The 20,469-nt window shown below is 68.3% G+C and carries 19 protein-coding genes; 17 read left to right on the top strand and 2 right to left on the bottom strand.

Annotated features, from left to right (window positions below):
• The first annotated feature begins 42 nt into the window (after window positions 1–42).
• The 5 genes from dxr to H4W26_RS04555 all read left to right on the top strand — a co-directional run bounded on the left by dxr (window position 43) and on the right by H4W26_RS04555 (window position 6,022).
• Complete coding sequence (gene dxr, locus H4W26_RS04575; protein ID WP_192590942.1) at window positions 43–1,287, top strand: 1-deoxy-D-xylulose-5-phosphate reductoisomerase; 1,245 nt, start codon at window positions 43–45, stop codon at window positions 1,285–1,287.
• Window positions 1,284–2,822, top strand: coding sequence for a M50 family metallopeptidase (locus H4W26_RS04570; protein WP_192590941.1), 1,539 nt, complete (start codon window positions 1,284–1,286; stop codon window positions 2,820–2,822). The genes dxr and H4W26_RS04570 overlap by 4 nt, the downstream gene beginning before the upstream one ends.
• A gap of 130 nt (window positions 2,823–2,952) precedes the next feature.
• Complete coding sequence (ispG, locus tag H4W26_RS04565; RefSeq protein WP_225939838.1) at window positions 2,953–4,101, top strand: flavodoxin-dependent (E)-4-hydroxy-3-methylbut-2-enyl-diphosphate synthase; 1,149 nt, start codon at window positions 2,953–2,955, stop codon at window positions 4,099–4,101.
• Window positions 4,055–4,969, top strand: a complete 915-nt coding sequence (locus H4W26_RS04560; protein WP_225939598.1) for a GNAT family N-acetyltransferase — start codon at window positions 4,055–4,057, stop codon at window positions 4,967–4,969. The genes ispG and H4W26_RS04560 overlap by 47 nt, the downstream gene beginning before the upstream one ends.
• Window positions 4,970–6,022 (top strand): hypothetical protein, encoded by a 1,053-nt coding sequence (locus H4W26_RS04555; protein WP_192590939.1) that lies wholly within the window; start codon window positions 4,970–4,972, stop codon window positions 6,020–6,022. It begins immediately after the preceding gene.
• Window positions 6,023–6,133: 111 nt separating this feature from the next.
• Here the strand turns inward: H4W26_RS04555 and H4W26_RS04550 are convergent, their stop codons facing one another.
• Both H4W26_RS04550 and H4W26_RS04545 read right to left on the bottom strand, forming a co-directional pair.
• Window positions 6,134–6,928 carry a TSUP family transporter gene (locus H4W26_RS04550; protein ID WP_192592016.1) on the bottom strand — a complete coding sequence of 265 codons (795 nt, stop codon included), beginning with the start codon at window positions 6,926–6,928 and terminating at the stop codon, window positions 6,134–6,136.
• Window positions 6,929–6,957: 29 nt separating this feature from the next.
• On the bottom strand, window positions 6,958–8,781 hold the full coding sequence (locus tag H4W26_RS04545; RefSeq protein WP_192590938.1) for a proline--tRNA ligase: 1,824 nt from the start codon (window positions 8,779–8,781) through the stop codon (window positions 6,958–6,960).
• Window positions 8,782–8,993: 212 nt separating this feature from the next.
• Between H4W26_RS04545 and H4W26_RS04540 the strand changes: the two genes are divergently transcribed.
• The 12 genes from H4W26_RS04540 (at window position 8,994) to rpsO (ending at window position 20,248) form a co-directional block, all read left to right on the top strand.
• A complete protein-coding gene (locus H4W26_RS04540) occupies window positions 8,994–10,280 on the top strand; it encodes a hypothetical protein (protein WP_192590937.1) in 1,287 nt (428 codons plus the stop codon).
• Window positions 10,281–10,340: 60 nt separating this feature from the next.
• Window positions 10,341–10,886 carry a ribosome maturation factor RimP gene (locus H4W26_RS04535; RefSeq protein WP_192590936.1) on the top strand — a complete coding sequence of 182 codons (546 nt, stop codon included), beginning with the start codon at window positions 10,341–10,343 and terminating at the stop codon, window positions 10,884–10,886.
• A 24-nt stretch (window positions 10,887–10,910) separates the two neighbouring features.
• A complete protein-coding gene (nusA, locus tag H4W26_RS04530; RefSeq protein ID WP_192590935.1) occupies window positions 10,911–11,888 on the top strand; it encodes a transcription termination factor NusA in 978 nt (325 codons plus the stop codon).
• Window positions 11,889–11,944: 56 nt separating this feature from the next.
• Window positions 11,945–12,262: a YlxR family protein gene (locus H4W26_RS04525; RefSeq protein ID WP_192590934.1), complete on the top strand. Its 318-nt coding sequence runs from the start codon at window positions 11,945–11,947 to the stop codon at window positions 12,260–12,262.
• A gap of 182 nt (window positions 12,263–12,444) precedes the next feature.
• A complete protein-coding gene (gene infB, locus H4W26_RS04520; protein WP_192590933.1) occupies window positions 12,445–15,285 on the top strand; it encodes a translation initiation factor IF-2 in 2,841 nt (946 codons plus the stop codon).
• Between the two features lie 140 nt (window positions 15,286–15,425).
• Window positions 15,426–15,911 carry a 30S ribosome-binding factor RbfA gene (rbfA, locus tag H4W26_RS04515; protein ID WP_192590932.1) on the top strand — a complete coding sequence of 162 codons (486 nt, stop codon included), beginning with the start codon at window positions 15,426–15,428 and terminating at the stop codon, window positions 15,909–15,911.
• Window positions 15,912–15,917: 6 nt separating this feature from the next.
• A complete protein-coding gene (gene truB / locus H4W26_RS04510) occupies window positions 15,918–16,982 on the top strand; it encodes a tRNA pseudouridine(55) synthase TruB (RefSeq protein WP_192590931.1) in 1,065 nt (354 codons plus the stop codon).
• Window positions 16,979–17,344: a hypothetical protein gene (locus H4W26_RS04505; protein WP_192590930.1), complete on the top strand. Its 366-nt coding sequence runs from the start codon at window positions 16,979–16,981 to the stop codon at window positions 17,342–17,344. Before truB ends, H4W26_RS04505 begins: the two co-directional genes overlap by 4 nt.
• A gap of 8 nt (window positions 17,345–17,352) precedes the next feature.
• Entirely contained in the window at window positions 17,353–17,871 is a 519-nt protein-coding gene (locus tag H4W26_RS04500) for a hypothetical protein (protein ID WP_225939596.1), read from the top strand.
• Between the two features lie 17 nt (window positions 17,872–17,888).
• Entirely contained in the window at window positions 17,889–18,872 is a 984-nt protein-coding gene (locus H4W26_RS04495; protein ID WP_378625961.1) for a bifunctional riboflavin kinase/FAD synthetase, read from the top strand.
• Between the two features lie 11 nt (window positions 18,873–18,883).
• Window positions 18,884–19,729: a class I SAM-dependent methyltransferase gene (locus H4W26_RS04490; protein WP_192590928.1), complete on the top strand. Its 846-nt coding sequence runs from the start codon at window positions 18,884–18,886 to the stop codon at window positions 19,727–19,729.
• A gap of 249 nt (window positions 19,730–19,978) precedes the next feature.
• Window positions 19,979–20,248, top strand: a complete 270-nt coding sequence (gene rpsO, locus H4W26_RS04485) for a 30S ribosomal protein S15 (protein ID WP_036473966.1) — start codon at window positions 19,979–19,981, stop codon at window positions 20,246–20,248.
• Window positions 20,249–20,469: the final 221 nt, after the last annotated feature.

The following is a 20,469-nucleotide window of genomic DNA, read 5'->3' as shown; positions in this document are numbered from 1 at the left end:
GCGCCATGAGGCGCGGGGGATCTGGTGCGCCATAATGGTGGAATGGCTTCCCCCAAGCGCCGCGTGGCGATCCTCGGTTCCACCGGTTCCATCGGAACCCAGGCCTTGGAGGTCATCGCCGCGCATCCCGAGCGGTTCGAGGTCGTCGCGCTCGCGGCCGGCACGAATGCAGGTCTGCTGGCCGAACAGGTCCGCGAGACCCGCGCTCGCCTCGTGGGGATCGCCGACGCCGCAGCCGCCGGGGAGCTCGACGCCGCCCTGCGCGCCGCAGGGCAGACAGTCGAGATCCTCACCGGAGACTCCGCGGCGGTGCAGATCGCCGCGGAGTCCGGGGCCGACGTCGTCCTCAACGGCATGACCGGTTCCATCGGCCTGCAGCCCACCCTCGCGGCCCTGAACTCCGGTGCCACCCTCGCACTGGCCAACAAGGAATCCCTGGTGGTCGGCGGCGCGCTGGTCGCAGAGGCTGTGCAGCGGCCAGGCCAGATCGTCCCCGTGGACTCCGAACATTCCGCACTGGCCCAGGCCTTGAGCTCCGGGCGCCACGAGCGAGGCCTCTGCTCGCTGCCAGCCTCCGGGGCCGCCGGTCTGAGCGGCGCCTCCGAAGTTTCACGGCTGGTCGTCACCGCTTCCGGGGGACCCTTCCGCGGCTGGGACCCCGCGGCGCTCGCCGACGTCGCCCCAGCCCAGGCGCTCAAGCACCCCAACTACGCGATGGGCCGCGTGGTCACCACCAACTCGGCCACCATGGTCAACAAGGCGCTGGAGGTGATCGAGGCGCATCTGCTCTTCGACATCGGTCTGGAGGAGATTGAGACCGTGGTCCACCCACAGCAGTGGATCCACTCGATGGTCCAGTTCTGCGACGGCTCCACCATCGCCCAGGCGGGCCAGCCGCGGATGCTGATCCCGATCGCGCTCGGCCTCTCCTGGCCGGAACGCCTCACCGAGGTGGACGCCCCGATCGATTGGACCCAGGCCATGCAGTGGGACTTCGAGCCGCTGGATGAGCGCGCGTTCCCCGCCGTCGCCCTGGCCAAGCAGGCCTGCGCCGCCTCGGACACTCACATGGCGGTCTACAACGCCGCCAATGAGCAGGCGGTCGAGGCGTTCCACGACGGTCGGCTCAGCTTCCCCGCCATCGTCTCCACCGTGGAGGCGACGCTGGAGCGCTACACCCCGTCCGCCGGGACGCTCTCACTCGCGGAGGTCCTCGAGGCGGAGACCTGGGCCCGCCGTGAGGCCGACGCCCTGATCAGCGCCGCGACTGTGCAGGCTCCCGCATGATCGCGCTGCTGATGATCCTCGGCGTCCTGCTGGTCGCACTGGGCATCGCGCTCTCCATCGCCCTGCACGAGGTCGGTCACCTGCTCCCGGCGAAGCTCTTCGGCGTCCGGGTGACCCAGTACATGATCGGATTCGGCCCCACCCTGTTCTCGCGGAGGCGCGGGGAGACCCAGTATGGGGTCAAGGCCATCCCACTGGGCGGCTATGTGGCGATGATCGGCATGTATCCGCCGCCCGATGAGACCGGGACGGTGAACCACCCGGCAGGCTCTCAGGACTCCGAGGCAACGGAGGGTGCTGCGGCGACCGCTGGTGCTGCGGACTCAGGGCCGCGGGACCCCTATCTCAGCGAGGTCGGCGCGCAGTACGGCGCCCCTGCCGCCGCGGAGAACCCGGGCCAGAACACCCGGGAGAACGCCGGTGAGACCACCACGACCAAGACGGTGCGGTCCCAGTCCACCGGACTCTTCCAGCAGATGTCCGCCGACGCCCGTGAGGTCGCCGCGGAGGACCTGCAGCCCGGGGATGAGCAGCGCATGTTCTACAAGCTGCCCACCTGGAAACGAATCATCATCATGCTCGGCGGCCCGGCGATGAATGCGCTCATCGCGCTGGCGCTGACCGCAGGGATCGTCTCCCTGCACGGCACCGCGCAGCCGAACACCACGGTGAACGAGGTCTTCGAGTGCGTGGTCTCCGCAGACGAGGCCGACGCCGCCGAGGCGGCGCAGAGCGAATGCGGACCCGACGATCCTGCCGGCCCCGCCTATGAGGCAGGCCTGCGGCCAGGCGATGAGATCCTCGCCTTCGACGGTCAGCCAGTGGAGGAGTGGGACGAGCTCACCGGACTGATCCGTGAGGCCGCGGGTGAGTCCAGCAGCGTCACCTACGTGCGGGCGGGCGAGGAGCGCAGCACCACGCTGACCCCGATCCTCACCGAGCGTCCGATCAGCGATGGCCTGGGACGAGCCCAGCGCGACGACGATGGCGCACTCATCACCGAACCGGTGGGCTTCATCGGCATGGGTGCCGACCAGGAGATGGTCCAGCAGCCGGTCTGGGAGGCCGGGCCGGTGGTGTGGGAGCAGTCGAAGGCGGTGGCCGGCGTCGTCGCCAACCTCCCGGTGCGCCTCTATGACGTGGCCGTGTCCACGTTCACCTCCGCCGAGCGCGACCCCGACGGGCCACTCTCCGTGGTGGGTGTGGGCAGGATCGCCGGAGAGCTCTCCGCCCAGGAGGAGATCCCGCTGGAGTCCCGCTTCGCCTCGCTGCTGTCCCTGGTGGCCGGGGTGAACGTGGCGCTCATGGTCTTCAACCTGATCCCGCTGCTTCCGCTGGACGGCGGCCACGTGGCCGGCGCCCTCTATGAGAGCCTGCGCCGGCGGCTTGCCAAGCTGCTCGGGCGACCGGATCCAGGGCCCTTCGACATCTCCAAGCTGCTGCCGCTGACCTACGTCGTGGCCGTGATGATGCTGGCCATGGGCGTGCTGCTGATCTACGCCGACATTGTGAATCCGATCAGACTCTTCGATTAGCCGCGCAGGTCACGGGCGGTACCATGGAAGGGTCGGATCACCCCGACGCCGTCCGTGAGAATCCAGCGTCCGCGAGGACCTTGGAGCAACTGATCCCTCAGGAGAGTCTGTGCCCGCCATCAATCTCGGAATGCCCTCCGCGCCGCCGCCAGTGCTGGCCCCGCGCCGGAAGACGCGCAACTTCCAGGTCGGGTCAGTGGGTGTGGGCAGTGACCACCGCGTCTCGGTGCAGTCGATGACGACCACCAAGACCCACGACATCAACGGCACCCTGCAGCAGATCGCCGAGCTCACCGCTTCGGGCTGCGACATCGTGCGTGTTGCCTGCCCCACGGACAAGGACGCTGAGGCGCTGAAGATCATCGCCGCAAAGTCGCAGATCCCGGTGATCGCCGATATCCACTTCCAGCCCAAGTATGTCTTCGCGGCGATCGACGCCGGCTGCGGCGCGGTCCGTGTGAACCCGGGCAACATCCGGCAGTTCGACGACAAGGTCGGCGAGATCGCCAAGGCCGCCGGCGACGCCGGAGTCTCGCTGCGCATCGGCGTCAACGCCGGTTCGCTGGACAAGCGGATCATGGACAAATACGGCAAGGCGACCCCCGAGGCGCTGGTCGAGTCCGCCGTCTGGGAGGCCTCGCTGTTCGAGGAGCACGGCTTCCACGACTTCAAGATCTCGGTCAAGCACAACGACCCGGTGATCATGGTCCAGGCCTACCAGATGCTCGCCGAGCGCGGGGACTGGCCGCTGCACCTGGGTGTGACCGAGGCCGGCCCCGCCTTCCAGGGCACGATCAAGTCCTCGGTGGCCTTCGGCACGCTGCTGGCCCAGGGCATCGGAGACACCATCCGGGTCTCGCTGTCCGCGCCGCCGGCCGAAGAGGTCAAGGTCGGCAACCAGCTGCTGGAGTCGCTGAACCTGCGTCCACGCAAGCTGGAGATCGTCTCCTGCCCCTCCTGCGGCCGTGCCCAGGTGGATGTCTACACCCTCGCCGACGATGTCACCGCCGGCCTCGAGGGCATGACGGTTCCGCTGCGCGTGGCAGTCATGGGCTGTGTGGTCAACGGTCCGGGTGAGGCGCGCGACGCCGACCTCGGTGTGGCCTCCGGCAACGGCAAGGGCCAGATCTTCGTCAAGGGCGAGGTCATCAAGACCGTGCCCGAGGACCAGATCGTCGAGACGCTGATCGAAGAGGCCAACCGGCTGGCTGAGGAGATGGAACGCGAATCCGATGGAGATGCTCAGGCAACGAGTGCCCCTGTGGTCTCCGTCAGCTGACGCCGCCGCAGCTCGAGTGCACCGCGCGACCCGCGGCCAAGTCCGCGTGCTCACCCACGGGGACACCCCTGCCCTGCACCGGCTGCTCGCCACCGATCCGGTCGCGCATGTCTCGGTGACCACCACCGTGCGTGCCCGGCAGAGCGCCGGACCCGGGCGAGGCCGCAACAGCGCCGTGGTCATGGGCATCGACGGCGAGAACGGACTCGAGGCGGCCTGCTGGGCGGGCAGCAACATCATCCCGGTGGCCGCCACGCCGGAACAGGCTGAACTCTTCGGTGTGGCGGTGGGTGCGCTGCGCCGCCGCGTGGCCTCCATCTATGGGGAGGCCGAGGCCGCCGTCGAGCTCTATGACGCCACCGGCTGGACCGACGCCCGTGACGTCCGGCCCGAGCAGCCGCTGATGTCGATGACCGAGCCTTCCCCGATCCCGCCGCTGCCGACCGCGCGGCTGTCCGTGCCCGAGGATTTCTCCCGGGTGGAAAAGGCCAGTGCGGCGATGTTCACCGAGGAGCTGGGCTTCTCTCCCTATGCCCAGGGAGCAAGCCAATACCGCGAGCGGGTCCGAGGACTCATCGACGCCGGGCATTCGATCATCGCCGAGGACCCGCAGACCGGAGAGATCGCCTTCAAGGCCGAGTTCGGCGCCGTCAGCCCCGACGTCGTGCAGATTCAGGGCGTCTGGGTGCGGCCGAGCTTCCGCGGACAGGGCCTCGCCGCGCCGGGAATGGCCGCCGTGGTCGAGCATGGACTCAGGCTGGCGCCCACGGTGAGCCTCTACGTGAACAGCTACAACACCGCGGCGATTCGGACCTACCAGCGCGTCGGATTCACTCAGGTGGGGACCTTCGCGACCATACTGTTCTAGATGACTTTCTTCCCCGCTTCCTCTGCCGTGCCTCCGCGGCGCGCCCACGCCGGCATCACACTCGGACTGCTCGCCATGGTGCTGCTGACTGGGTGTGAGACGGCGACGGTGGAGGACTCCACAGAACCGGCGGGCGACGCCGGCACCAGCGCGGGGGACTCCCAGGCGCAGGCGCCGGAGCCCACGGGCAATCAGCTCTCGCATGAGGATATGCGCGCCCAGCTCGAAGCCAGGTACCCAGAGGCCACGCTGACCGACACCGATGATTACTGGTCCGGTCTGCGGGACATCGAGACCGAGCTCCAGAAGCTGGTGGTGGATCCCCCGGAGTGCAAGCAGTACGTGGTGCGATCGGCCGTTCCGGTGCCCGCCGGGGCCCTGGTGGCCTTCGCCGATGGGTCCGGAGCTGTCGAGTCTGGCGCAGACGAGGAGTCTGGCGGAGCTGCGGAGTCCGGCGGAGACGGGGCAGAAGCGGAGGAGCCCGAGGCTTCGGGTTCTGGCCTGGGTGCAGCTGTCCAGCTGGCCAGCACCGAGGAGGACTCCGAGGACGGCGCCGACGGCGGGGACTCTGACGGCGCAGAGAGTTCCAGCGATTCGCGCGAAGACGGGAACTCCGAGGATTCCGAGCAGGACGGGGAGGACTCGGAAGAGGAGCCGGAACCGGTGACCGTGGAGCTTCCCGCCGAGCGTCAGGCCGTCATCTACACCTTCCCCGACTGGCGCGCGGCGGACTCCCACTTCACCGCCGAGCAGGATGGCTTGGATGAGTGTGACTCCTACACCGCGCAGCGCAGCGCCGATGACGCCGTCGAGACCTCGACCTCGATCGATCGAGTGGACCTCTCCTCAGACGCCGACGCCGCCTACGGGATCACCCGGCGGATCAGCTCTGCGGGGGAGAACGAGCACAGTGCGGCGGTCACGCTGCGCACCGGCTCGCACATCGTCACCGTGATGGTCCCGCTGCAGGACTCACTGTCCGAGGAGGAGGCGGAGGTCGCCGTCGTCGAGCTGGAGGAAGAGGCGGCGGACCTGCTGACCAGCCTCGACTAGCCCCTTTCGGCGTTTTACCTCCCCTTGCGTGCTTTACCCCGGCGACGGTCTTGCCGGTAGACCTCGGAGGAGGGGGTAAAACGCGGGGGCCGGGGTCGCGGTGGTGCGGGCTCAGCCGAAGAGGTCGACGGCGACGTCGTAGCCCAGCTTGATCACCAGGGCGAAGACCACGATCAGGAACACCACCCGGATGAACTTCGAGCCCTTGGCGATCGCCATCCGCGCTCCGAGGTAGCCGCCGGCCATGTTCGCGGCGCCGAGCACCAGGCCCAGGCCCAGCAGCACGTGCCCGGCGGGCGCGAAGTAGAGCAGCGCTCCCAGGTTGGTGGCCACGTTGACCACCTTGGCCTGCGCGGAGGAGTTCAGGAAGTTATAGCCCAGCACGGTGACCAGGGCGATGACCAGGAACGTTCCGGTGCCGGGACCCAGCACGCCGTCGTAGAAGCCCAGAATCATGCCGATCATGACGGCGCGCGCCAGATGCCCCATGCCCACGTGTCGCAGCTTCTCCAGCTGGCCCACCTGCGGTCGGACAGCGGTGAACACGCCGACGCCGATCAGCGCCAGCAGGATCAGTGGCAGGATGATCCGCTCCGGCAGCGAGGCGGCGACGACGGCGCCGCAATAGCTTGCCAGCAGCGCGGCGACAGCCATCGGAAGGGCCGTGCCCATCGCCGGCTTCACCCGCCGGGCGTAGGTGATCGCTGAGGTGGTGGTGCCGAAGATCGAGCCGAGCTTGTTCGTGGCCAGCGCCTGCACCGGGGTGATCCCCGGGATCATCAGCATCGCCGGCAGCTGTAGCAGACCGCCCCCGCCGACGACGGCGTCCACCCACCCGGCCGCGAAGCCTGCGGCGATGAGCAGCAGCAGGGTCACCCAGGTGATCTCGAGGCTGCCCCCGACCAGCAGATCAGTGGCAGCCTCGAGGGCCTCGTTCAGCGCGCGCCCTTGAGGTTTTGCAGACCCTTGACGTGTTCGAGCACCGCCGCTGCGGCTTCATCCACGGCGACCTCATGAGACTCGCCCGAGCGACGATCCTTGAGCTCGATCGTGCCGTTCTTCAGACCGCGGCCCACGGTGACCAGCATCGGAACTCCGAGCAGCTCGGCGTCGCCGAACTTCACGCCGGGGGAGACCTTCGGACGATCGTCGTAGATCACGCTGAGGCCGGCGTCTTCGAGCTGGGTGATCAGCGACTCGGCGGCGGCGTAGACCTCGTCACCCTTGCCGGTGGCGACCAGGTGCACGTCGGCCGGAGCGATGGCGGCGGGCCAGATCAGGCCTTTCTCGTCATGCGTGGCCTCGGCGATGGCGGCCAGCGCGCGGGTGACGCCGAAGCCGTAGGAGCCCATGGTGACGGTGGCGAGCTTGCCGTTGACGTCGAGGACTTGCAGGCCCAGCGCCTCGGCGTAGCGGGTGCCGAGGTGGAAGATGTGTCCCATCTCGATGCCGCGACGGGTGCGCAGCGGGCCCGAGCCGTCGGGGGCCGGATCGCCCTCTTGGACGACCACGGCCTCGATGATCCCGTCCCAGCCGAAGTCGCGCCCGGCCACCAGGCCGAACACGTGCTGATCGGCCTCGTTGGCGCCGGTGATCCAGCTGCTGCCGGCCACCACACGGGGATCCACCAGGTAGGTGATCCCGGTGCTGCCTTGAGCTCCGAGGACGGGGGCGTCCAGGGACAGGCCGGGACCGATGTAGCCGCGGACCAGTCCGGGGTTCTTCTTCAGGTCGGCCTCGTTGGCCGCCTCCAGGGCCACTTCGCCGCCGACGCCGATGATTCCGCCGATGGTGGCCTCCGCGCGCTTGAGGTCCACGTCGCGGTCGCCGGGCACGCCCAGGACCACGATGCGCCGAGAACCATCGGGCAGCACGGCCGCGACGACCACGTTCTTCAACGTGTCCGCGGCGGTCCATTCCCGGTCTTCCCGGGGCTGGTGGGTGTTCGCGGCGTCGACCAGGGTGGCGATGGTGTCGGTGCCGGGGGTGTGGTGCACCTGCGCGGCGGGCAGGTTCGTGTGGTCGATGGGCTCCGGCGTCGGCGTGGTGACGGCCTCGACGTTGGCGCGGAAGCCGCCGTCGGACTCGACGAAGGTGTCCTCGCCGATGTCGCAGGGGAAGAGGAACTCCTCCGAGGCGGAGCCGCCCATCGCACCGGAGACGGCGTTGACAGGGACCACGGGCAGCCCCAGGCGGTCGAAGATGCGCAGATAGGCCGCGCGGTGGTCGTCGTAGGCCGCGCGCTGGTCCTCTTCGGTGAGCGCGAAGGAGTAGGAGTCCTTCATGATGAACTCGCGTCCGCGGAGCAGGCCTGCCCGGGGGCGTGCTTCGTCGCGGTACTTGGTCTGGATCTGGTAGATCGAGAGCGGCAGGTCCTTATAGGAGCTGTAGAGGTCCTTCACCAGCAGGGTGAAGACCTCCTCATGGGTGGGCGCGAGCAGGTAGTCCGCCTCTTTGCGGTCCTTGAGCCGGAAGATGCCGTCGCCGTAGTCGTCCCAGCGGCCGGTGGCCTCGTAGGGCTCCTTGGGCAGCAGTGCGGGGAAGTGGACCTCCTGGGCGCCGATCCGGTGCATCTCCTCGCGGACGATCTCCTCGATCTTCCGCAGCACGGTCAGCCCCAGCGGCAGCCAGGTGTAGACGCCCGGCGCGGCGCGGCGGATGTAGCCGGCGCGGACCAGCAGCTGGTGGCTGGCGACCTCGGCGTCGGCCGGGTTGTCGCGCAGCGTGCGGAGGAACAGGTGGGACAGGCGGAGCGGCACAGGTGTTCTCGTTTCCGGTGAGGGATCTTCTACCGGCCCAAGTCTAAGGGGCACCCGTCCCTAGGCGTTTTACCTCCCTTTGCGAGCTCTACCGGGGTGACGGTCCGCCCGGTATTCCTCGGAAGGGGAGGTAAAACGCTGGGGCGGGGAGGGTTATCCACAGTGCGGCCGAATTCACTCGGGGAGGGCCGCCGCAGGAGCAGGCTTCTCCCATGACTGCACACCTCGCCCCGCTTGCCGCCACCCTGCCACGCGGCCGACTTCTCCGGGCCAGGGACCTCTGGGAAAGCTCCGGTGCTGCTCGCGGCATAGAAACGGGAGCTGGCCGCGATGTGGAGGAGATCGGGCGCAGGCTCAGCGCACTGGTCGATGCCGGAGAGCTGTTGCGCATCCGCCGCGGCATTTACCTCCACCCCGCCACCTGGTTCGAGTCACCGCCCTGGGACCGGCATCTGATTGCGGCAGCAGCCGTGCACCTGCTGGCACCACAGACGCATTTCTGCCGGACGACTGCTCTGGCGCTGCATGGTGTCGGGCTGCTCCACCCTCCCGATGCCGTGACTGTGCGCACCGCACGCAACTCGGAGAGTGGCCTCCACTCGGCGCCCGCGCTGACCGGACGAGCCTCCACCACCGCGATCGAACGTCTCCTGCGGGCTCATACGCAGGCGCACGACGGCGGCGCCCCGAGCCCCGCAGCGCTGCGCGCCATCGGTACCCGTCATCACCAGTATCCGCGGGCCCTCCGGGACCGGTTGCGGGATGGACTGGGAGAGGAATGGAAACCTGGGTATGAGCTGGCACTCTTCCGGCAGCCCTTTCCGGGGCTGGAGAACTTCGACGCGGAGAGCTCCGCAGGGCGTGAGCTCTGCGTGGAGCCGCTGGGTCTGGTGTTGGCCGACACCGTGCCCAGGCTGGATTTTGCGGATGCGGTGGTGGTGCTCGACGCCTACAAGGCAGGCCGCGTGGGTGATCGTCGGCATCCGGCGGGCCCGCTCTCCCTGGTCGAGCCCTGGTTGGGTCAGGTGGCATCGGCGCGAGGTCGCGCGCGATGGGACGCGGCATGGAACTTCGCCGACGGTGGGGCGGAGTCGGCGGGGGAGTCCTGGGCGCGAGTGCGCATCGCAGAACTGGGATTCGCCGCCCCGATTCTGCAGCGCATGTTTCAACTGCCGAACGGGCGGTTCTGCATCACCGACTTCTTCTGGGAGGGCCCGGGAGTTGTCGGCGAGTTCGACGGGCTTATGAAGTACCGGACCTCGAGGGCGCTCTCGGGCCGGAGCGCCGAGGAGGTGGTGATCGCAGAGAAGGAGCGTGAGGACGGGCTGCGCGCCCTCGGGCTGACCGTCCTGCGTTTCACCTGGGCCGACCTGCAGGATCCTTCTCGCCTACGACGCCTGCTGAGCATGGCGGACGTCCCCTGTTCCCAGCGTTTTACCGGCGCGGACGCGTTCTACCAGGGCGACCGTCGGGCAGGTAGAACTCGTAAGGGGAGGTAAAACGCGAAGGGAGGTCTCAGGCACAATGGAGACGCACCGCCCGCCACTGAGAGGACCGTCATGGCCATCGCCCCACGCCCCACCGGAGCGCAGCGCTTCACAGATGCCCGCACCGCGAAGATCGCCGAGCTGATCATCCCCACGGTCACCGACCAGGGCCTCTACCTGGAGGAGCTCGAGCTCAGCCCCAGCGGCGGGACCACCACGCTGAAGGTCTCGGTGGACCAGCCCTCGGGCACCGACCAGGTGGACCTGGACACGGTCGCCGCCCTGTCCCAGGCGATCTCCGCGCGGTTGGACGAGGAGGACGTGCTCCCCGAGCTCGACAGCTACGAGCTGGAGGTCTCCACCCCGGGTGCGACCCGGCCGCTCACCGAGCCCCGGCACTTCGAGCGCAACCTGGGTCGGCTGCTGGAGATCACCCCGACCGGAGGCAGCCCGATTCTGGCCCGGCTCACTGCGGTTCACGACGACTCCATCACGGTGGCCGAGCAGAAGCCCGCACCCAAGAAGGGCATGCCGGTGAAGTACGCGGATCCCGCCGAGATCGGTTTCGCGTCGATCACCCAGGCGCGAGTGCAGGTAGAGTTTTCCCACACGGAGTAGATACTGGCATAACCGGAGGCACAAGTGGATATCGATATGAGCGCACTGCGCATGCTCGTCAAAGAGCGAGAGATCCCGCTGGAGCGGCTGATTCCCGCCATTGAGCAGGCGCTGGTGTTGGCTTATCACAAATCACCCGGTGCGCTGCAGCACGCTCGGGCAGAGATCGATCAGTCCACGGGTCACGTCACGGTCTGGGCCAAGGAGCGCGACGAGGACGGCACGGTCATCGGCGAGTTCGACGACACTCCCCGCGACTTCGGCCGCGTGGCCGCCTCCACGGCGCGCCAGGTCATCATGCAGCGCATCCGCGACGCCGAGGACGATCAGGTCCTGGGTGAGTTCCGCGGCCGCGAGGGTGAGCTGATCTCCGGCACCATCCAGCAGGGTCGCAACCCGAACATGATCCAGGTGGATCTGGGCAGCGTCGAGGCGCTGCTTCCCCCGCAGGAGCACGTCCCCGGCGAGGAGTACATCCACGGCCGGCGGCTCCGCGCCTTCGTCGTCGACGTCCACCGCGGCATGCGCGGCCCCTCCATCACACTGTCCCGCTCCCACCCGGGCCTGGTGAAGAAGCTCTTCGAGCACGAGGTCCCGGAGATCGCCGACGGCAGCGTGGAGATCACCGCCATCGCCCGCGAGGCCGGGCACCGCACCAAGATCGCGGTCCGTGCCCACCAGTCGGGCATCAACGCCAAGGGTGCCTGCATCGGCTCCATGGGCTCCCGCGTCCGCGCGGTGATGACCGAGCTCAACGACGAGAAGATCGACATCATCGATCACTCCGACGACGCCGCCGAGTTCATCGCCCACTCGCTGTCGCCTTCTAAGGTGAAATCGGTGACGATCCTGGACGAGGCCACCCGCAGCGCCCGCGTGGTCGTCCCGGACTATCAGCTCTCGCTGGCCATCGGGAAAGAGGGGCAGAACGCCCGGCTTGCCGCGAAGCTCACCGGCTGGCGGATCGACATCGTCTCCGACGCCACGCTGGCCGCTCCCTGACCGGGTTCGTTCGGGCAGAGGGTTCTGCTCGAATCAGTGAGAAGGGGTAGACTGTCATGGTTCCAGTGCGTACCTGTATCGGTTGTCGCCGTCAGGTCGCCCAGGACGACGTGGTGAGGCTTGTCCTCATCGCAGCCGACGACGCCGGATCCGCACCTGAGCAGGTGGTGTGGGACGCCGCCCGGGTTCTTCCCGGACGGGGCGCCTGGCTGCACCCGCAGCGCGAGTGCTTCGACACCGCAGTCAAGCGGAAGGCCTTCAACCGGGCGTTCCGCCGGCCTGTGGATACGAGCTCACTTGAGCTGCACGACATTATCGGCACCAACGGCCCCAGCTCGTCGGTCAGCACTTCGGTGCAGACATCAAGAGACTGAGGCCAGAAAGCGGGTTCAGAGAGATGGATCCCCGATGAACACCGACGCATGAGTTCGCCGCGATGACTTTTCAGAGCAACTCCGTCACGGTTTCAGAGAAGTTCAAACGGCCTTCGCCGATGAACCGCTGACATCAGCCCCGCTGGTGCCGGCGGGGAAGCGTGGGCCAGACAAGGAGAAATGTGGCCAAGGCCCGCGTACACGAGCTCGCCAAAGAGCTCGGCATCACCTCGAAAGAAGCCCTCGCGAAACTGCAGGGTATGGGCGAGTTCGTGAAATCGCCCTCCTCCACCGTGGAGCCCCCGGTGGCGAAGAAGCTGCGTCAGGCATTCCCCGACGCCAAGCCCGCCGAAGCTCCCGCTTCCAATTCCACTCCGGCCTCCCGGCCCGGTCCGCAGAAGTCCGACGGCGCGTCCACACCCGCCGCTGACTCCTCGGCCCCGGCTCAGTCCGGTTCCTCCGCGGCACCGTCTCCAGGTTCCTCGGCTCCGCGTCCCGGCGGCATCAAGCCCGGACCGAAGCCGGCGCCCAAGCCTGCCGCAAAGGCCGAACCCGAAGCCCCCCAGGCTGCGGAGAAGCCTGCCGAGAAGCCTGCACAGCAGGAGCCAGCCGCCCCTGAGGCGTCGAAGCCCGCTGCCAAGCCGGCCACCGGCTCCAAGCCCGGCGGACCCCGCCCGGGCAACAACCCCTACGCCACGAGCCAGGGCATGGGTGCCGAGCGCCAGGCCCCGCGTCCCGGCGGAACCGGCGGCCCCCGCCCCGGTCCCAAGCCGGCTGGACCACGTCCGGGCAACAACCCGTTCGCACCCCAGCAGGGCATGCGCACCGAACGCGGCGGCGGACCCCGTCCCCGCGGCGGTCAGGGCGCCCCCGGTGGCGCACCTCGTCCGGGTGCACCTCGCCCGGCAGGCGGCGCACGTCCCGGCGCACCGGCAGCAGGCGGCGCAGCCCGTCCGGCAGCCGCACGTCCGGGAGGCCCCAAGCCTTCGATGATGCCCAGCCAGACCCCGGCACCCGCCGGTGGTCGTCCGGGCGCACCGGCCGGTGGACCGCCTCGCGGCGGTCGCGGCGGCGGTCCTCGTCGTGGCGGCGCAGCAGGTGCCTTCGGGCGCGGCGGCTCCAAGGCCAAGGCTCGCAAGTCGAAGCGCGCAAAGCGTCAGGAGATGGAGCAGCGCCAGTCCCGCGAGATCGGCGGCGTGCGCGTTCCCAAGGGTGACGGCAGCGTCACCGTGCGGCTGCGCCGCGGCTCCTCGCTGGGCGACTTCGCCGAGAAGATCAATGCCGAGCCGGCAGCCATGGTCACCGTGCTGATGAAGCTCGGTGAGATGGCGACGGCCAACCAGTCCCTCGACGAAGAGACCTTCCACCTGCTGGGCGAAGAGCTGGGCTATCCGGTCCAGATCGTCTCCCCGGAGGACGAGGATCGCGAGCTGCTCGAGACCTTCGACATCAACATCGAGGACGAGCTGGCAGCAGAGGGCTCCGAGGAGCTCTCGGCCCGCGCAGCAGTCGTCACCGTCATGGGTCACGTCGACCACGGCAAGACCCGACTGCTGGACTCCATCCGTAAGGCGAACGTGACCGCAGGCGAAGCCGGCGGCATCACCCAGCACATCGGCGCCTACCAGGTCCACGTGGACCACGAGGGCGTCGAGCGCGGCCTGACCTTCATCGATACTCCCGGTCACGAGGCGTTCACCGCCATGCGTGCCCGTGGTGCGAAGGTCACCGACATCGCCGTGCTGGTCGTCGCCGCCGATGACGGCGTCATGCCGCAGACGGTGGAAGCGCTGAACCACGCGAAGGCCGCCAACGTGCCGGTCGTCGTCGCAGTCAACAAGATGGACAAGGAAGGCGCCTCGCCGGACAAGGTCCGCGGTCAGCTGGCCGAATACGGTCTGGTGCCCGAGGAGTACGGCGGCGACACCATGTTCGTCAACGTCTCCGCGCTGAACAACCTGCACATCGACGAGCTGCTGGAAGCCGTTCTGCTCACCGCAGATGCGGCCCTGGAGCTCACGGCGAACCCGAACAAGGCAGCACGTGGTGTGGCCATCGAGGCGAACCTGGACAAGGGTCGCGGCGCCGTGGCCACTGTGCTGGTCCAGTCCGGCACGCTGCGGGTGGGCGACAACATGGTCGCCGGCACTGCCCACGGCCGTGTCCGCGCCATGTTCGATGAGCACGGTGAGACCGTCAAGGAGGCCCTGCCCTCCCGTCCGGTCCAGGTGCTGGGTCTGTCCTCGGTGCCTCGCGCCGGTGACACCTTCCTGTCCACTTCGGATGACCGCACCGCGCGTCAGATCGCTGAGAAGCGTGAGGCGGTGGAGCGCAACGCTCAGCTGGCCAAGCGCCGCAAGCGCATCAGCCTGGAAGACTTCGACCAGGCTGTGGCCGAGGGCAAGATCGACACCCTCAACCTCATCCTCAAGGGCGACGTCTCCGGTGCCGTGGAGGCCCTGGAAGACGCTCTGCTCAAGATCGATGTGGGTGCCGACGTGCAGCTCCGCGTCATCCACCGCGGCGTCGGTGCGATCACGCAGAACGACGTGAACCTGGCCACTGTGGACAACGCAGTGATCCTCGGCTTCAACGTGCGTCCTGCGGAGCGCGTGACCGACCTGGCTGACCGTGAAGGCGTGGACATGCGCTTCTACTCGGTCATCTACGCGGCCATCGATGACATCGAGGCAGCACTGAAGGGCATGCTCAAGCCCGAGTACGAGGAAGCGGCACTCGGCAGCGCCGAGGTCCGCGAGGTCTTCCGCTCCTCGAAGTTCGGCAGCATCGCCGGTTCGATCGTCCGGTCCGGTCTCATCCGCCGCAACGCCAAGGCCCGCCTGGTGCGCGACGGCAATGTGGTCGCAGACAACCTCACCATCGAGTCGCTCAAGCGGTTCAAGGACGATGCCACCGAGGTCCGCGACGGCTTCGAGTGCGGTATCGGCCTCGGATCCTTCAACGACATCCGCGAAGGTGACAGCATCGAAACCTGGGAGATGCGCGAGATTCCTCGCTCCTGACCAGGCCCGCCGGTTCGCCCGGCGACAGTTCCGGGGACTCTGCCACACGGCGGGGTCCCCGGACCTGTCAGCACCCCATGCCCAGCCGGGCCCCACGCCGGGGCTAGGCTGGGACACAGAATTTTTGAAAGGACCATCCCATGGCAGATCCAGCACGCGCCGCCCGACTGGCGCAGCGCATCAAGGTGATCGTGGCCGAGGCGCTGCGTCGCCGGGTCAAGGATGAGCGCGCCGAGCTCATCACCGTCACCGACGCCCGCGTGACCAACGATCTCCAGCACTCCACCGTGTATTACACGGTGATGGCCCCGGACGAGGACTCCCGCGCCGGCGCCGAGGCGGTCCTGGCCGCGAACCAGGGCGTGCTGCGCCACGAGCTCGGCAAGAACCTCAACATCCGGCTGACCCCCACCCTCGAGTTCGTCGCCGACGAGATCCCCGAATCGGCGGCGCACATGGAAGATCTGCTGCGCAAGGCCCGTGAGCAGGACGAGCAGGTCGCCGCGCTCCGCAAGGACGCCCAGCCCGCCTCCGAGGAGAAGCCCTACCGCTGGCAGGTCGAGGAGGACGAGTCCTCCGAGGACGACGACGGGTCCGGCACTCGCCGCGCATCCGAGGCCAACTGAGCACCCATGGGTAAGAAGCAGAAGCCCGAGGAGCTGGAGGTCGGCTCCGGCCTCGTCCTGGTGGACAAGCCTGCGGGCTGGACCAGCCACGACGTGGTCGGGCGCCTCCGCAAGCTCGCGGGAACGCGCAAGGTCGGCCACGCGGGGACATTGGACCCGATGGCCACCGGCGTGCTGGTGGTCGGCATCAACCGCGCCACGCGGCTGCTCACCCACATCGTCGGGGTGGACAAGACCTATACCGCCACCATGCGGCTGGGCCAGTCCACCACCACCGACGACGCCGAGGGCGAGCTTCTGCAGACCCGGTTCGCCAATGCGGTGGGCGCCGAGGACATCCACGCCGAGGTGGCCCGACTCACCGGCGAGATCCAGCAGGTCCCGGCGACGGTCTCTGCGATCAAGGTGGACGGTCGGCGCGCCTACGACCGGGCGCGGGCCGGTGAAGAGGTGGAGCTGAACTCCCGGGCGATCACCGTGCATAGCTTCGAGGTTCTCGACATCCGCCGGATCGAGGGCGGCAAGCTGATCGACGTGGACATCGAGGTGCGGGTCTCCTCCGGCACCTACGTCCGCGCGCTGGCCCGAGACCTGGGCGAAGCGCTCGAGGTGGGCGGCCATCTCACCGCGCTGCGCCGCACCGCCGTGGGTCCCTACAGCATCGATCAGACCCTCACCTTGGAACAGCTGGGTGAGGACTTCGGCTATATCGGTCTGGCCGAGGCGGCCGCTCAGCTCTTCCCCGCCCGCGAGCTCACCGCCGAGGAGACCGCGAACCTCGGCTTCGGGCGGCGCGTGACGGCCTCCGGCACGGGTGAGGCCCCCCAGCTCACGGCCGCCTTCAGCCCCGAGGGTGATCTGGTGGCTCTGCTGCGCGACGTCCCCGCCAAGAAGGGGGCCTCGGCCTCACCCGACGCCGCCGACGCGGCCGAGTCCAGCAGCTACCAGGCCAAGCCCGAGCTGGTCTTCGCCCCCGCCACCGCCCCCGCTGCGGCGTCAGGTTCGACCGCGGCAGCAGCGCCCACCGCCCCCGCGGAGACCCCGACACAGTCCGAGGAATCCACTGCATGACGGTGATGTTCCTCATAGGCACCCTCGTCTGCGCACTGTCGGTCGTGGTGTGCTGGGTCATGACCGCGGTGCGCGATCACCCGGCTGATTCCTCGATCATCTCGCTGGGGCTGATCGAGCTCTACCTGATCGTCTACGCGGTCTACGCCGGAATCCGGCAGGCCGCCGGCGCCTCGATCACGGGAGAGGCCTGGGAGTTCTGGGGCTATATTGTCACTGCACTGATGCTCCCGGTGGGAGTGTTCGTCTGGGCCATGATCGACAAGACCCGCTGGTCCAACCTGGTGATGAGCTTCGTCGGGCTCGTCGTATTCGTGATGATCTACCGCTTGGAGGAGATCTGGTGGGGAAGCGCGCTATGAGCGAGAACTTGAGCAGTACCACGGCCGACGGCGGCCAGGCCCGCACCGACGGCGACCGGGCCACCGCCGCCCGCACCGACGGCGGCCCCGCCAGCACCGGTGCTAAGACCCCCACGCCGCGCAACCGCGGTGTCGGCATGCTCATCATCACCGCCTACGGCATCTTCGCCGTCTCCTCCTTCGCCCGGGCGCTTTATCAGATCCTCACAGACTTCGAGGCCTCCCCGGTGGCGTACGCGCTCAGCGGGTTCGCCGCGGCGGTCTACATCGTCGCCACCCTGGCCCTGGCCCGCATCGGTGCGCGCGCCTGGCTCATCGCGCTGATCGCCGTCCTGGTCGAACTGACCGGGGTGCTCGGCGTCGGACTCTGGACCTACCTGCAGCCGGAGCTGTTCAACGAGGCGACCGTGTGGTCCCACTTCGGTGAGGGCTACGCCTTCGTGCCGCTGGTGCTGCCCTTCATCGGACTGTTCTGGCTGCTGCGCCACCGCCCCGGACGCTCCGCCGCGCGCGGCACCCAGGCATGAGCGATAGGCTTTCGGACGTGCAGTTCTGGAACGGTCGCGAAGAAGTCCCCCAGGGACTAGGACCCACCGCAGTGACCATCGGCAATTTCGACGGCGTCCACCTGGGTCACCAGGAGGTGCTCTCCCAGCTTGTTGCCGCTGCCCACAGCGAAGAAGACACGCAGGCCGTGGCCATCACCTTCGACCCGCACCCGCTGCAGGTCCACCGCCCCGACGACTGCCCGGTGATGCTCACCGGCACCGCGGAGAAGGTCCAGCGCCTCTCCGAGTCCGGCATCGATGCGCTGCTCGTGCTGCACTACAACCTGGACCTGGCAGGACTCACCGCCGAAGAGTTCGTGAAGACCTATTTCGTGGACCTGCTCAATGTCTCCGTGGTCGTGATCGGTCATGATGTCCGCTTCGGACGCGGCAACTCGGGCAACTTCGAGACCATGGTCGAACTCGGCGAGCGGTACGGCTTCAGCGTGCTGGGCGTGGACGATTTCGCGCTCTCCGGTCACACCGTGGCCGAGACCTCGCGCCGGTGCTCATCCACCTGGGTGCGCGAGGCACTCGACGCCGGGGACGTGGCCGCCGCCGCAGAGGTGCTCGGCCGTCCCCACGCCGTGCTCGGTGAAGTGGTCCACGGTGCAGCACGCGGCCGCGACCTGGGCTTCCCCACCGCCAACCTGGCCAGTGCCTCCGAGGGCATGATCCCCGCCGACGGCGTCTACGCCGGCTGGCTGGAGGACGCCGCCGGAGCACGCTGGCCCGCGGCCATCTCGGTGGGCTCGAACCCCACCTTCCACGGGCTCGAACGCGTGGTGGAGTCCCATGTCATCGACCGGCCCACCGAGGCGGTCGAAGACTTCGACCTCTACGGCCAGCACGTGCGCGTGGAGTTCGTTCAGCGGCTGCGCGGGATGGTCGCCTATGAGGGTGCGGCGAAACTGGTGGAGCAGATGCACCAGGACGTGGCGCAGACCCGCCAGGTCCTCGCCGGGCTCCCCATCGACTAGCGGCGGCTCCTGTGCCATCCCGTCCCAAGTCACGTCCCGGTCAGCCGGCGCTGATCACCGACCCCGACCGACGACGACGGCTCGGCGCCTCCTTCTCCACGGACACCTCCCTGCAGGAGGCCTGGCGTTATGACGCCGTCCGGCCGCGCTATCCGCGCGAGGTGGTGGCGAGGATGTTGGCGCTCTCGCCCGCAGCCCACCCCGTGGTCGCCGATCTCGGCGCCGGCACCGGAATCCTCACCCGAGCGCTGCTCGAGCACGGGGCCGACGTCCATGCGGTGGAGCCCTCGATCGCGATGACCGAGGTGCTCGCAGCACGCAGCGCGGAGCTGCTCCGGAATCAGACGAGCCCGCGCCTTCAGGTGCACCGGACCACGGCGGAGGCGACCGGTCTGGAGGAGGCGAGCTGCGACGTCGTCGTCGCGGCCCAGGCCTGGCACTGGTTCGATGACGCGCTGGTCCAGCAGGAGGTGCGCCGGATTCTTCGGCCCGGGGGAGTGTTGGCCGTGGTGGCCAACTATCTCGATACATCCGTCCCCTGGGTGCACCGGCTGACCCGGATCATGCGCGCCGGGGATGTCTACCGGCCCGGCTGGACCCCGGCCGTGGACCCTGCGCTCTTCGGTGCCTGGACCACGCAGGAGACGCGCTGGGAACGGGCGATCACCCCGGAGGAGATTCGCACGCTGTCCACCACGCTGAGCTCCTGGCTCTCGGCCGATGGGCCGGCTCGGGAACGCCGCCGAGCGAACCTCGACTGGTACCTCGATGAGCACCTGGAGCTGTCGCCGGGGGAGCCCGTCCAGCTTCCCTACCTCACCGTCCTGCACACCAGCGTTTTACCTGGGCCTACGTGATCTACCCCGCCGGCGGTCTGCCCGGTAGAACTCGCACGGGGAGGTAAAACGTCAGGGTGGGGGAGGTAAAACGCAGGGTGGGTGGGCGTAAACGCAGGGTGGGTGGCCCCTTGTGGCTGGCTCCTGTATCGTAGACGGGTCGCTTAGGCGGCAACGTCATGCTGCAGTCCGCGGTGGCTGACACTGGTCCCTGGCCCGCAAGGGCAAAGCCCGGTCTTGTTCGCGGTACAACAATGAAGGAGCTCTTCCATGGCTTTAGATCCCGTTGTCAAACAGGAGATCATCAAGGAGTACGCAACTTCCGAGGGTGACACTGGTTCACCCGAGGTTCAGGTTGCGGTTCTGACACGTCGGATCTCCGACCTCACCGAGCACCTCAAGGTGCACAAGCATGATCACCACACCCGTCGCGGTCTGATGATCCTGGTGGGTCGCCGTCGTCGTCTGCTGAAGTACCTTGCTGCTACGGACATCGAGCGCTACCGTTCGCTGATCAAGCGTCTCGGTATTCGCCGATGAGCTTCAGCGTCAAACGCTGATCACCAAGCAACGAATCAGGCGGCTCCTTACACGGTCAACACGGCCGTAGGAGTCGCCTGCTTTGTATGCGAGACTAGTGGGTGGCGCTCCCGCCAGTGAGAGGGATCGAACTCATATGTTCCGGTCCTCGGTAGTAGCCTCCGGGAGGCACAGCACGTGCCGGGCCCGTGGGCTTCGATCGATGACCGACCATATGTACG

Origin of the sequence: Nesterenkonia halotolerans (assembly GCF_014874065.1) — a bacterium.
GTDB lineage: Bacteria > Actinomycetota > Actinomycetes > Actinomycetales > Micrococcaceae > Nesterenkonia > Nesterenkonia halotolerans.
This window is presented reverse-complemented; position numbering and strand designations above follow the sequence as displayed.

What these genes read in the sequence shown, in the direction of transcription:
- H4W26_RS04560 (WP_225939598.1), top strand. Translation starts at nt 4,055, where the DNA reads ATGGAGATGCTCAGGCAACGAGTGCCCCTGTGGTCTCCGTCAGCTGAC.
- H4W26_RS04540 (WP_192590937.1), top strand. Translation starts at nt 8,994, where the DNA reads ATGACTGCACACCTCGCCCCGCTTGCCGCCACCCTGCCACGCGGCCGA.
- rbfA (WP_192590932.1), top strand. Translation starts at nt 15,426, where the DNA reads ATGGCAGATCCAGCACGCGCCGCCCGACTGGCGCAGCGCATCAAGGTG.
- H4W26_RS04505 (WP_192590930.1), top strand. Translation starts at nt 16,979, where the DNA reads ATGACGGTGATGTTCCTCATAGGCACCCTCGTCTGCGCACTGTCGGTC.
- H4W26_RS04525 (WP_192590934.1), top strand. Translation starts at nt 11,945, where the DNA reads ATGGTTCCAGTGCGTACCTGTATCGGTTGTCGCCGTCAGGTCGCCCAG.
- ispG (WP_225939838.1), top strand. Translation starts at nt 2,953, where the DNA reads ATGCCCTCCGCGCCGCCGCCAGTGCTGGCCCCGCGCCGGAAGACGCGC.
- rpsO (WP_036473966.1), top strand. Translation starts at nt 19,979, where the DNA reads ATGGCTTTAGATCCCGTTGTCAAACAGGAGATCATCAAGGAGTACGCA.
- dxr (WP_192590942.1), top strand. Translation starts at nt 43, where the DNA reads ATGGCTTCCCCCAAGCGCCGCGTGGCGATCCTCGGTTCCACCGGTTCC.
- H4W26_RS04535 (WP_192590936.1), top strand. Translation starts at nt 10,341, where the DNA reads ATGGCCATCGCCCCACGCCCCACCGGAGCGCAGCGCTTCACAGATGCC.
- H4W26_RS04555 (WP_192590939.1), top strand. Translation starts at nt 4,970, where the DNA reads ATGACTTTCTTCCCCGCTTCCTCTGCCGTGCCTCCGCGGCGCGCCCAC.
- truB (WP_192590931.1), top strand. Translation starts at nt 15,918, where the DNA reads ATGGGTAAGAAGCAGAAGCCCGAGGAGCTGGAGGTCGGCTCCGGCCTC.
- H4W26_RS04570 (WP_192590941.1), top strand. Translation starts at nt 1,284, where the DNA reads ATGATCGCGCTGCTGATGATCCTCGGCGTCCTGCTGGTCGCACTGGGC.